Origin of the sequence: Pseudomonas fluorescens, assembly GCF_002837185.1 — a bacterium.
GTDB classification, from domain to species: Bacteria; Pseudomonadota; Gammaproteobacteria; order Pseudomonadales; family Pseudomonadaceae; genus Aquipseudomonas; species Aquipseudomonas fluorescens_AM.
Map to the genome: position 1 here is coordinate 21,639 of NZ_KZ478000.1, position 11,062 is coordinate 32,700.

An 11,062-nucleotide genomic window follows, 5' to 3' on the forward strand; every position below is an offset into this window, starting at 1 on the left:
GGGACTCTAGAAGGTTACGCCGGATACCAGCGCGATATTGCAGTAAGGCTGACATTCGCCGGTGCGCACGACAGCGCGCGCCCTGCCACTCAATTGCTTGAACGCTTCATGACTGAGCAGGCGTCGCTCGCCCAGCGCCGCCTGATCGGCCAGCGCATTGAGCGCGACCAGCGCCGGAGGCTGCTTGAGCAGAATTTCTTCAGCCAGCACGTGGCTTTCCACCTGCATTTCACTGAGCACAACGCGCAGGGTGCTGATGAAATCCGGAATGCCCTGGGTCAGCGCCAGGTCGATCAATTCGACGCCGGGAGGCACCGGCAGGCCGGCATCCCCGATGACCAGGATGTCGCCGTGCCCCAATGATGCGATCACGCGGGACAGGGCGATATTGAGCAGAGGGGTCTTTTTCATGAGGGCACAAAACCTTGTACGTCGTGCAGCGTAGGAATGGAAGGCTGGGCGCCGGCACGGGTCACCGACAACGCGGCCGCGACCTGGCCAAAACGGATGGCCTCGGCTTCGCTCTTGCCGGCCGCCAGCGCGGCGGCAAAGCCACCCACGAAAGTATCGCCGGCAGCCGTGGTGTCCACTGCCCGGACCCTGGGTGCGACCAAGTGCTCGAAGCTGTTGCCGTCAGCAAACAGTGCGCCCTGAGCGCCAAGGGTGATGATGACTTTGCCGGCACCAGCCTTGATCAGCGCTGTTGCGGCGAGTTTGGCGCTGTCGAGCGAATCGACCGCAACACCGCCCAAGGCACTGGCTTCACTTTCGTTGGGAATCAGGTAGTCGATCGAGGCATACCACTCGGCCGGCAAGGGCCCATTGGCCGGCGCCGGGTTGAGGATCACCGTCTTGCCCAGCTCGCGGCCGCGCTTGAGCGTATGCCCGACGGTGTCCATCGGCACTTCAAGCTGGCAAATGATCACGTCGGCAGCCTGCAACACAGCATCGCAGGCCGTCAACGACTGGGGCGTCAACTGAGCGTTACTGCCCGCCACAATTACAATCGCGTTCTGGCTGCTGTCATCCACCACGATCAGCGCGACACCACTGGAGCCGTCCACGGTGCTGATGGCCTGACAATCGATACCTTCGACCAATAGCGCATCGCGCAATTGGCCGCCATAGGCATCGCTGCCGACGCAACCGATCATGGCCACATCCGCCCCGAGACGCGCCAGGGCGACGGCCTGATTGGCGCCCTTGCCACCGGGGACAGTGGAAAACGTCTGGCCGACAAGTGTTTCACCGGCACGCGGCAAGCGACTGGCGCGGGTGACCAGATCCATGTTCAAGCTGCCTACTACCACTACGTTCGCTGGCATACATCAGTACTCATCAATTCGGTTCAGCGGTATTGGGCAAACACACCCGCCAACGGCGCCGTCGACTCACGCAAGACAATGCTTGGCGTCACGATACGTTGATCGACCGGCAGTTGGGGTGTCGCTATACGTCGCAGTAATAATTCGGCCGCTGTCTCACCCAACTGTACGATCGACTGCCCGACCGTGGTCAGCGCAGGATAGACATAGCGACCCATTTGAATATCATCGAAACCTATCACCGACAGCTCGCCCGGCACACGGATATTGCGCTCTGCCGCGGCGCGAAGCACGCCAAAACCGATCATGTCGTTGCAGGCAAAAATCGCACTGGGCGGTTGCTGCGCAAGCAATTGCACGGCGGCGGCATAACCGCCGGTGCTGGTGAAATCACTTTCCCGGATGCGCTCGGCCGCTGTTTCAACACCCGCCTCGCGCAACGCACGTCGATAGCCTGCCAGGCGCATTTGCGCCACGCGCGTATGCGCAGGGCCGGCGATGCAGGCGATGTCACGATGGCCCAATTCAAGCAAGTGCCGGGTCGCCAGGTAAGCACCCTCTTCATGATCGATGCGCACCAGGTCGACATCAATACCATCCAGTGCCCGGTCGACGATCACCATGGGCGTGCGCACCGCGCTCAAGCCAGCAGCAAGGCCGCTGTCATCGCCGCCCACCGAGGTCACGATCAAGCCGTCGACACGTTTCTCCAGCAACACGCGCAAATAGCTGCGCTGCTTTTCGGCGTTGTCGTCGGAGTTGCAGAGGATCACGCAATAGCCATTACGCTCGCAGTAATCCTCGATGCCCCGGGCCAACTCCGCGAAATACGGGTTGAGGCTGTTGGGCACCAGCAGCCCGATCGTCGCCGTGGTCTTGGCCTTGAGCGAGCGCGCTACCGCACTGGGCACATAGTCCAACTGCTTGATCGCCGCCTCGACCTTGACGCGCACAGGTTCGCTGACCGGGCGCGTCTTGTTCACCACATGGGACACCGTGGTATAGGAAATGCCCGCCAGCGCCGCCACATCCTTGATCGTTGCCATGGTTCAGCCCCGCCGACTGGCGCGCTGGCTGCGGTACGTATCGAGGACGACGGCGATCACGATCACCGCACCGGTAATGATGCGTTTGGTGGGTTCTGTCGCGCCGATCTGCGCCAGGCCCGCCGCCAGTACCGAAATAATCAGCACACCAAAGAACGTACTGATGACCGAGCCGCGTCCGCCCATCAGGCTGGTACCGCCAATCACCACGGCGGCGATCACTTGCAACTCCAGGCCTGAGCCGGCATTCGGGTCCGCCGCTTCCAGACGCGAGATCTGGAACAGCGCGGCCACACCGGCGAGCAGGCCCATCAGGCTGAACACCAGGATTTTGTAGGGCTTGGGGTTGATGCCGGCCAGGCGTACCGCTTCTTCGTTGGTCCCGATACCGATCAGGTAGCGACCGAACACGGTGCGGGTCAGCACCAGCTGCGCGGCGATGATTACCAGCAATGCAATGATGAACGACGGCGAAATCCCGAACGCGATCGGATTGGACAGCCAGGCAAACGAGTCACCGATGTAAGCGGTGCGCGAGCCGGTCATCTGGTACGCCACGCCCCGGGCCATCTCCAGCACGCCAAGGGACACGATAAAGGACGGAATACGCCAGGCCACAGTGATAGAACCGGTAAGCGTGCCGGCCAATGCGGCGCAGCCCATGCCCAGTACGGCAGCCGGCAATACGCTCCAGCCCCAGCTCAGAATCGCCACGCTGACCGCCGACGCCGCCAACGCCAGCACCGAGCCTACCGAGAGGTCGATGCCACCGATGATCAGGATGAAGGTCATGCCCACCGCCAACACCATCAGGTCCGGAATCTGGTTGGCCAGGGTGCTGAACGTGTCATAAGACAGGAAGTGATCGCTGAGTACCGAGAACAGCGCAATCATCGCCAGTAACGCGCCCGCCAGGCCCAGGTAGGTGCCCAGGCCGTAGAAGTTGCCGCCCGTTTTACCGGGGGAAGTGGTTGTTTTCATGGGGTATTCCTAGGCGCTGCCTCGTTGAGCAGCGCGTCACGTTTGTGATAGCCGGCAAAGGCGGCGGCGAGCAATTCGTCCTGGGTCCAGCGGTCGCGTTCGAATGTTTCGATCAGGCGTCCGGCGGACAATACGCCGATGCGGTCACAGATCAGCATCAGCTCGCGCAGATCACTGGAGACCACCACCAGCGCTTTGCCCTGGCGCGTCAATTCGCCGAGCAAGGCATAAATGTCGAACTTGGCGCCGACGTCGATGCCGCGCGTAGGCTCATCGAACAGCATCACCGCACAATCGCGCTCCAGCCAGCGGCCAATCACCACCTTTTGCTGGTTACCACCGGACAGCTCGGACACCAATTGCGCCGGGCTGGAGCTGCGGATGCGCATGGCGTCGATCTGACGCTTGGCCAGGGCGGTTTCATCGCGGCTGTTAACCAGACCGCCCGCAGAGATTTCCGGCATGTTGCCCAAGGCGATGTTGGCGCTGATGGACTGGGTCAGCAGCAGGCCTTCACCCTTGCGGTCCTCGGTGATCAGGGCAATCCCATGGGCGACCGCGTCGACCGGGGAGCGAATGCTGACCACGTTGGCCTGCGGCCCCAGCGCCACCGTACCGCTGTCGGCCGGATCGGCACCAAAAATCAGGCGCAGCAACTCGGTACGACCGGCGCCGATAAGGCCGGAAATACCGTAGATTTCACCGGCGCGCACCTGAAAAGATACGTCGCGGACCTTGTCCGAGCGCGTCAGGCCTTTGACCGTCAAGGCCGGCTCGCCGATGGTGCGCGGGCCCAGGTCGATATGCTCGCCCAACTCGCGCCCCACCATCAGGGTCACCAGTTGTTCACTGTTGTAATTGGCCATCGGCTCGACACAGACCAGCTTGCCGTCGCGCAATACAGCGATGCGCTGGGCCACACGGGCCAGCTCTTCGAGCCGATGCGAAATATAAATAATCGCCACGCCTCGGGACTGCAGGCGGGTGATCTGTTCGAACAGCATCTCGACTTCACGGGCAGTGAGCATCGCCGTCGGTTCGTCGAGAATCAGCACATGGCAATCGCCGATCAGATTGCGGGCAATCTCGACCATTTGCTGATGACCAATGCCCAGGCTGCCCACTAGGGTGTCCGGGTCGATTGCGTCCAGGCCCACCTGGGCCATGGCTTCGGTCGCGGCCGCGCGCAACTGTTTGCGGCTGATCCAGCCACCACGGCTGGGCAGGTTATGCAGGAACAGGTTTTCAGCCACCGTCAGCGTCGGCAGCAGGTTGAGTTCCTGCATGACCATGCGCACACCCAGCGCTTCGGCCTGGGTGCGGCTGCCGGGTTGATAATCCTGACCCTTGAACTGCATGTTGCCGGTGGTCGGCGTGACCAACCCGCCGATGATCTTCGACAAGGTACTTTTGCCTGCGCCGTTTTCACCGGTCAGCGCCAACACTTCACCACGATTGAGCGTGAGCGTGACGTCGGACAGAACCGGCTGGGCATAGGTCTTGCCGATACCGCTGACCGAGAGGACAGCGTTCGGGGCGGAAGATGACATAGGAAAAATCTCCAGGCGCCCGCTCAGGACGAGCGAGCGCTGTTGGCTACTGCCGGGATTACTTCTTGAGGACGAGTTCGACCGGGGTTTCGATCACGCCATCGGTGGCATCAACCTTCTCGCCCTTGACCAGCTTCAGCGCATTCCGGATGCCGAACACGGCTTGCTGGGCAGCGGCCTGGTCGGCGGTTGCCAGCACGCGACCGTCCTGCAGCATCGGCTTGATGGCTTCGATATTGTCATAGCCCACCACCAGCACTTTACCGGCCTTGCCTGCCGCACGTACGGCGGAGACGGCGCCCAGGGCCATGTTGTCGTTACCGGCCAGAAGCGCCTTGAGGTCCGGGTATTCACTCAGCATCGCCGAGGCGACTTTCTGGCCCTGGTCAATTTCCCAGTTACCGGATTGGGTGGAGACAATCTTCATACCCGCCGCATCCATCGCATCCTTGAAGCCTGCGGTGCGCTGCTGCGCATTGGTGGTGGTCGGCACGCCTTCGATGATACCGACCTTGTCGCCCGCGGCCAGTTGCTTGGCCAGGTAGTCACCGACCAGCTTGGAGCCTTTGCGGTTGTCCGGGCCTACGAAGGGGATATCGAGTTTTTTGCTTTTCAGCACGTCCGGGTCCAGGCGGTTGTCAATGTTGACCACCTTGATGCCGGCATCCGAGGCTTTCTTCAGCACGGTGACCAGCGCTTTGGAATCGGCGGGTGCGATGACGATGGCGTTGACCTTGGCCAGGATCATCTGATTGACGATATCGATCTGCGCGCTGGTGTCGGTTTCGTTCTTGATGCCGTTGGTGATCATGTCGAAGTCGGCGGCGTGGGATTTCTGGTAGTCCTTGGCCCCTTCTTGCATGGTCACGAAAAATTCGTTGGCGAGGGACTTCATCACCAGGCCGACCTTGGGTTTGGCGGCAGCGTCGTCAGCGAATGCAGAAGAGAGAGGCAGGGCAGCGGATGCGGCGGCAAGCACAGCGACAGCGAGAAGACGTCCTGCAAATGGCAGCTTCATGGATGTACTCCGATCTTATGATTATTGTGAGCAACGCTTGCACCGAAGAAACATCTCGCAAACGTTTGCGTTGGCAGAACTATGAGAACCTTGTCGAGATTTGTCAACGGTCGCCGCTCACCTTTCATTCCTGAAACCGCCGTTCACTCAGGCGCTGTTTGAAACGACAGGGCTGGCAACGATTTCACACGTGGCCCGACGTAAATACCAGCAAGGCTTTCGGACAACCGAACATCACCGCCTCCCGCGTTCGGAAAGCCGGACAGCACCGTGTCAGACCAGCCTGAACAAGCAATTTAAGTTGTTCTAAATCAATAAGTTATTTTATCTATGCTTTCATCATTGGCCTGGTACAAATCCTGCTTTTTCACAGCGCCTCGGACGTTCAGAGTCGCCCGGGTGTTCTGGATAAATCTGCTACCGCACTCGTCAAAACCAGAGAGAAAAATAATGAAATCTGCATTGAAGTCCTTTGTTCCCGGGGCGCTAGCCCTCCTGCTGCTGTTCCCTGTCGCTGCTCAGGCAAAAGAAGTCGAGACCAAGCTCGCCAATGTGGTGATCCTCGCCACTGGCGGCACCATTGCTGGCGCGGGCGCCAGTGCGGCCAACAGCGCCACTTACCAGGCGGCCAAAGTCGGCATCGAACAATTGATCGCCGGCGTTCCTGAGCTTAGCCAGATCGCCCATGTTCGCGGCGAACAAGTGATGCAAATTGCGTCGGAAAGCATCAATAACGAAAACCTGCTGCAACTGGGTCGCCGCGTCGCCGAATTGGCCGACAGCAAGGACGTGGATGGCATCGTGATCACCCACGGTACCGACACCCTTGAAGAAACCGCCTACTTCCTCAACCTGGTTGAAAAAACCGACAAGCCTATCGTGGTGGTCGGCTCCATGCGCCCGGGTACCGCCATGTCGGCGGACGGCATGCTCAACCTGTACAACGCCGTCGCGGTAGCGGGCAGCAAGGATGCACGCGGCAAAGGCGTGCTGGTGACCATGAACGACGAGATCCAGTCGGGTCGCGACGTAAGCAAGATGATTAATATCAAGACCGAGGCGTTCAAGAGCCCATGGGGCCCATTGGGCATGGTCGTTGAAGGCAAATCCTATTGGTTCCGCCTGCCGGCCAAGCGTCACACCATGGATTCGGAATTCGACATCAAGACCATCAAGAGCCTGCCTGACGTTGAAATTGCCTACGGCTACGGCAACGTGAGCGACACTGCCTACAAAGCCCTGGCCCAAGCCGGCGCCAAAGCGATCATCCATGCCGGCACCGGCAATGGCTCGGTGTCATCCAAGGTCGTTCCGGCACTGGTGGAGTTGCGTAAACAAGGCGTGCAGATCATTCGCTCTTCGCACGTTAATGCCGGTGGCATGGTGCTGCGTAACGCTGAACAGCCAGACGATAAATACGACTGGGTGGCAGCCCTTGACCTGAACCCGCAGAAGGCCCGCATCCTGGCAATGGTCGCCCTGACCAAGACCCAGGACAGCAAAGAGCTGCAACGGATGTTCTGGGAATACTGATTCCAGACCTACCTGAAAGGGTGGCGAGGTAGCCTGCTTCCTCGCCACATCAGTTCACGCCTAAAACTTCTCGCAGCAAATCACAGCAAATTTCCATTTTCGCTGTCAGACGGACGTCTTTGAATTTAAGCAGTTGCGAAATTACCTACAGTTAAATACTGTATGTGCGTACAGCTTACTAAGGAATACTCCGTGGCAAAGCCCTCCTCCGCAGCACCCGCAATGCCGGACGCCTACCAACGCCTGGCCATTCGCGTACAAAAAATCATTAATTCGACCAACGCCCAGAAAGCCAAGGCGGCGTTGATCTTCCGCCTGCCGGATGAGCCCGAGGACGAGTGGGCGCGCCTGCTTGAAGAAATTGCGGAAAACGACAACGTCACCCTCGCCTACAGGGATGATGGCGGCGTGCAGATTTTCTGGGTTGTGCCGAAGGAAGATTGATTGAATGAGTGTCCGTTTTTTCGCTGTGTGCTGCCTGTTTTTTGCCGTCACCGCCAACGCCCAAGCCCCCCGAACCTTCAGTGAAGCCAAAAAAATCGCCTGGAAGCTCTACGCCCCTCAATCCACCGAGTTTTACTGCGGCTGCAAATACACCGGCAACCGCATAGACCTGAAAGCCTGCGGCTATATCCCGCGCAAGAACGCCAACCGCGCTGCGCGCATCGAATGGGAACATATTGTGCCTGCCTGGCAGATCGGCCATCAGCGCCAGTGCTGGCAAACTGGCGGGCGTAAAAACTGCACGCGCCATGACGACGTGTTCAAGCGTGCCGAAGCCGACCTGCATAACCTGGTGCCGAGCATCGGCGAGGTGAATGGCGACCGTAACAACTTCAGCTTCGGCTGGCTGCCGGTGCAGAGCGGGCAATACGGTTCATGCCTGACCCAAGTGGACTTCAAGGCCAAGAAGGTCATGCCGCGTCCGTCGATTCGCGGGATGATCGCACGCACCTATTTTTATATGAGCAAGCAATACGGCCTGCGCCTGTCGAAACAGGATCGCCAACTGTATGAAGCCTGGAACAAGACCTACCCGGTGCAAGCCTGGGAGCGCCAGCGCAACCAGACGGTGGGCTGTGTAATGGGCCGAGGCAATGAATTTGTCGGCCCGGTGAATCTGAAGGCCTGCGGCTGAAGGTGGGCGCAACTGGCGCCCACCCGGCCCGTTACTGCGCGACCTTGTGCTCGATGATCTCTGACACGGTGTCGTTCTTCTTGGCCCGCGCCATCTTTTCGTTGAGCAGTGCCTGCTTGGCCTCAGCCTCGGCCTTGGTGGCAAACGGGCCAAGCAGTACCTGGTCCTTGCCGTCTGCCTTCACGATATAAAAATTGAAACCATGTTCCAGCAACCAGGCGGTCAAGTCAGTGATCGCCTGCAGCTTGTGATCCGGCGCCCCCACCCATACATCCCATTCCTGCGCGGCAATCGCACCGGTCTGTGGCTGGCTTTCGGTCACGACAGGCTTGGCCTTGGGGGCATCGACAGGGTTACCTTCGCCGCATCCGGCCAATGCCAACACCGCAATTGCCATCGCTACTTTACGCACTGCCCTGCTCCTTTGAAGATAAAGAGGCGACTTTACCATTCACTGTCTATTCTGGCCGTCATAAACGTTGGCTTAAACAATGCGAATCATGTATCGCGACCTGTATGATGCCGCCATGGGAATTAATGTCGCCTCTATGCGTCCTAAAAGAGGCAGTCACAGGGAAGCGCTTCGCAGTAAGCTACGCACATCTGACACCTGCCCTGTCTGAACATGTGTCCTTAAAAGTAATCAAGGAGAAGTCCATGCTTATACTCACCCGCAAAGTTGGTGAAAGCATAAACATCGGTGATGACATCACGATCACCATCCTGGGCGTTAGCGGCCAGCAAGTACGAATCGGCATCAACGCCCCCAAGGATGTGGCCGTGCATCGCGAGGAAATCTATCAGCGCATCCAGGCTGGCCTCACTGCGCCGGACAAAAACCAGACGCCTTGAAGCACCTCCAGTAGCCAGCCTTTTGCTTCACCGTAACGGCTGGCGAAAACCTGATCGGCCCGTTCGCCTTCTTTATCCCAGCTGTACGCCTCGTACATGCCCCCGCGCTGCAAGATGAAACTGCCATGATGCCAGGAACTTGTTGCATCATTTGCAGCCAAATCCCACGTCATCCTGCGGTCCGTGTGCATTCAGGAGCACGTCGATGAGGCCAACCGTTACACAGCCCATGGTTTCCCTGTCCTGGACGATCACCTTGCTGATAGGCCTGGTCTTTCTGGCGCTAGGGTATGGACTGCGATTGGAAGTCCAGGGGGCTGTCGACGCGGCTGACCACTCCTGGCTGGACCTGGCATTACTGCTGTGTGCCTACCTGTTTGCGTTCTGCCTCAAGCCGATGCAGAAGACAATCTTGCGCAAGCTATGCCAGCGTGAGGCGCATCGCGCGCATCAAAAAGCAACACGCTGACGGTCTTCCAGCTCGCGCACAGTCAGCAGGCCATCCGCTTCTCGCAGGACCTGCAGCCCCTCATACCCGTCGATACAGGCATGCTCGGTCGCCATGGCAGCCAGGTGCGTCGAGGTCACCACCATCACATCCGCTCCCGCCGCTTCTGCGGCTCGAATGCCTACCGTCGCATCCTCGAACACCAGGCAATCCTGCACCGGCACGCCCAGGCGCTGAGCACCGAGCACATAACAGGCCGGATTTGGCTTGCCGCTGGCGACATCTTCGGCCGTCACCATTACCGCCGGCACCGGAATACCCGCAGCGTCCATTCGGCGCAATGCCAGTGCCTTGGGCGCAGACGTGACCAGCGCCCACTGATCGGCAGGCAAGCGTTTCAAGAACTCAACCGCGCCGGCAATCGCCACGATGCCCTCGACATCGTTCACTTCAGCTGCGGTAATCCACGCCGCTTCGGCCTGAGCGTCCACACCCGGCAACGCCTGGCGCGTGATCGTATCAATCGCGCGTGCGCCATGAATGGTGGTCAGGAACGCCTCCACATCCAGGCCATGGCGTTCGGCCCAACGGCTCCATACCCGCTCGGCGGCGGCAATGGAGTTAAGCAGGGTCCCGTCCATATCGAACAGAAAGGCACGGTAACGCTGAGTCAATACGGCAGGATTTCGGTTGGACACGACGCGGCTTCCTCAAGTGCTCAAACCATGAGCGGCCCCTGCAATCTACGTTTCACCTCGCCACTTGTAAACGCTGCGAGGCACCCGCCTCAAGCCTTGAATGACGAACTTGTCATCATCCTGTTGGCTGGCTGTTCGGGTCGCCTGATTACTGTGAACTCACTGCCGACCCCGGCAGCCAACCTTTCACAGAGAGATTTGGCCATGAAACGCTTTGCCCTCGCCTTAGCTGCCTTGCTCGCCAACGCCTCGGTGTTTGCCGCCGACACCGCCCCAGCCGCTCCCGTGATCCATGATCAAACCGGCTTTTTCGTGCACCTGGATGTGGCGAAGGTGCTCTCCAGTACCGACACCTATGGCCAATGCGGTATCGTCCCGGCGCAACTGCGCTACCTGGATCATCAGGACCGGGAACATGTGCTGGACTACCGGGTGCAAGGCATCGGTTGCGCCAGTGACAATTGATCAGGCTA

General features: G+C 59.5%; 14 protein-coding genes. 6 read left to right on the forward strand and 8 right to left on the reverse strand.

Annotated features, from left to right (window positions below):
- Positions 1-6: 6 nt before the first annotated feature.
- Genes rbsD through CIB54_RS16070 form a run of 6 tightly spaced genes read right to left on the reverse strand, consistent with a single transcriptional unit; the run spans position 7 to position 5,920 of the window.
- On the reverse strand, positions 7-411 hold the full coding sequence (gene rbsD, locus CIB54_RS16045; RefSeq protein WP_101220258.1) for a D-ribose pyranase: 405 nt from the start codon (positions 409-411) through the stop codon (positions 7-9).
- A complete protein-coding gene (gene rbsK / locus CIB54_RS16050) occupies positions 408-1,325 on the reverse strand; it encodes a ribokinase (protein WP_101220259.1) in 918 nt (305 codons plus the stop codon). Before rbsK ends, rbsD begins: the two co-directional genes overlap by 4 nt.
- A 23-nt stretch (positions 1,326-1,348) precedes the next feature.
- The gene (locus CIB54_RS16055; protein ID WP_065952942.1) at positions 1,349-2,371 is read right to left on the reverse strand and encodes a LacI family DNA-binding transcriptional regulator; all 1,023 of its coding nucleotides are present in this window, start codon (positions 2,369-2,371) and stop codon (positions 1,349-1,351) included.
- A 3-nt stretch (positions 2,372-2,374) separates the two neighbouring features.
- A complete protein-coding gene (locus CIB54_RS16060) occupies positions 2,375-3,352 on the reverse strand; it encodes an ABC transporter permease (protein WP_003174987.1) in 978 nt (325 codons plus the stop codon).
- The gene (locus tag CIB54_RS16065; protein WP_101220260.1) at positions 3,349-4,902 is read right to left on the reverse strand and encodes a sugar ABC transporter ATP-binding protein; all 1,554 of its coding nucleotides are present in this window, start codon (positions 4,900-4,902) and stop codon (positions 3,349-3,351) included. Before CIB54_RS16065 ends, CIB54_RS16060 begins: the two co-directional genes overlap by 4 nt.
- 58 nt (positions 4,903-4,960) lie before the next feature.
- Positions 4,961-5,920: a sugar ABC transporter substrate-binding protein gene (locus tag CIB54_RS16070; protein WP_101220261.1), complete on the reverse strand. Its 960-nt coding sequence runs from the start codon at positions 5,918-5,920 to the stop codon at positions 4,961-4,963.
- 450 nt (positions 5,921-6,370) lie between these two features.
- On the opposite strand from CIB54_RS16070, the gene CIB54_RS16075 reads away from it, so the two are divergent.
- From CIB54_RS16075 to CIB54_RS16085, 3 genes are all read left to right on the forward strand, one after another.
- Complete coding sequence (locus CIB54_RS16075) at positions 6,371-7,453, forward strand: asparaginase (protein WP_065952939.1); 1,083 nt, start codon at positions 6,371-6,373, stop codon at positions 7,451-7,453.
- Positions 7,454-7,645: 192 nt separating this feature from the next.
- Entirely contained in the window at positions 7,646-7,897 is a 252-nt protein-coding gene (locus tag CIB54_RS16080; RefSeq protein WP_198557194.1) for a DUF1654 domain-containing protein, read from the forward strand.
- A 4-nt stretch (positions 7,898-7,901) separates the two neighbouring features.
- Entirely contained in the window at positions 7,902-8,591 is a 690-nt protein-coding gene (locus tag CIB54_RS16085; RefSeq protein WP_065952937.1) for an endonuclease, read from the forward strand.
- A 31-nt stretch (positions 8,592-8,622) separates the two neighbouring features.
- Here the strand turns inward: CIB54_RS16085 and CIB54_RS16090 are convergent, their stop codons facing one another.
- The gene (locus tag CIB54_RS16090) at positions 8,623-8,988 is read right to left on the reverse strand and encodes an SPOR domain-containing protein (RefSeq protein WP_101220263.1); all 366 of its coding nucleotides are present in this window, start codon (positions 8,986-8,988) and stop codon (positions 8,623-8,625) included.
- A gap of 260 nt (positions 8,989-9,248) precedes the next feature.
- On the opposite strand from CIB54_RS16090, the gene csrA reads away from it, so the two are divergent.
- Positions 9,249-9,443 carry a carbon storage regulator CsrA gene (gene csrA / locus CIB54_RS16095; protein ID WP_003192511.1) on the forward strand — a complete coding sequence of 65 codons (195 nt, stop codon included), beginning with the start codon at positions 9,249-9,251 and terminating at the stop codon, positions 9,441-9,443.
- 205 nt (positions 9,444-9,648) lie between these two features.
- Positions 9,649-9,912, forward strand: coding sequence for a hypothetical protein (locus CIB54_RS16100; protein WP_065952935.1), 264 nt, complete (start codon positions 9,649-9,651; stop codon positions 9,910-9,912).
- Here CIB54_RS16100 and CIB54_RS16105 read toward each other — a convergent pair.
- Positions 9,894-10,589, reverse strand: coding sequence for an HAD-IA family hydrolase (locus CIB54_RS16105; RefSeq protein ID WP_101220264.1), 696 nt, complete (start codon positions 10,587-10,589; stop codon positions 9,894-9,896). The genes CIB54_RS16100 and CIB54_RS16105 overlap by 19 nt on opposite strands.
- Positions 10,590-10,793: 204 nt before the next feature.
- Here CIB54_RS16105 and CIB54_RS16110 point away from each other — a divergent pair, with 204 nt between their 5' ends.
- A complete protein-coding gene (locus CIB54_RS16110; RefSeq protein ID WP_101220265.1) occupies positions 10,794-11,054 on the forward strand; it encodes a DUF2790 domain-containing protein in 261 nt (86 codons plus the stop codon).
- The last annotated feature ends 8 nt before the right edge of the window (positions 11,055-11,062 follow it).

Coding starts and splice junctions, on each gene's coding strand:
- CIB54_RS16055 (WP_065952942.1), bottom strand. CDS start 2,371: ATGGCAACGATCAAGGATGTGGCGGCGCTGGCGGGCATTTCCTATACC.
- CIB54_RS16110 (WP_101220265.1), top strand. CDS start 10,794: ATGAAACGCTTTGCCCTCGCCTTAGCTGCCTTGCTCGCCAACGCCTCG.
- CIB54_RS16065 (WP_101220260.1), bottom strand. CDS start 4,902: ATGTCATCTTCCGCCCCGAACGCTGTCCTCTCGGTCAGCGGTATCGGC.
- csrA (WP_003192511.1), top strand. CDS start 9,249: ATGCTTATACTCACCCGCAAAGTTGGTGAAAGCATAAACATCGGTGAT.
- rbsK (WP_101220259.1), bottom strand. CDS start 1,325: ATGCCAGCGAACGTAGTGGTAGTAGGCAGCTTGAACATGGATCTGGTC.
- CIB54_RS16060 (WP_003174987.1), bottom strand. CDS start 3,352: ATGAAAACAACCACTTCCCCCGGTAAAACGGGCGGCAACTTCTACGGC.
- CIB54_RS16100 (WP_065952935.1), top strand. CDS start 9,649: ATGAGGCCAACCGTTACACAGCCCATGGTTTCCCTGTCCTGGACGATC.
- CIB54_RS16085 (WP_065952937.1), top strand. CDS start 7,902: ATGAGTGTCCGTTTTTTCGCTGTGTGCTGCCTGTTTTTTGCCGTCACC.
- CIB54_RS16090 (WP_101220263.1), bottom strand. CDS start 8,988: ATGGCAATTGCGGTGTTGGCATTGGCCGGATGCGGCGAAGGTAACCCT.
- CIB54_RS16070 (WP_101220261.1), bottom strand. CDS start 5,920: ATGAAGCTGCCATTTGCAGGACGTCTTCTCGCTGTCGCTGTGCTTGCC.
- rbsD (WP_101220258.1), bottom strand. CDS start 411: ATGAAAAAGACCCCTCTGCTCAATATCGCCCTGTCCCGCGTGATCGCA.
- CIB54_RS16075 (WP_065952939.1), top strand. CDS start 6,371: ATGAAATCTGCATTGAAGTCCTTTGTTCCCGGGGCGCTAGCCCTCCTG.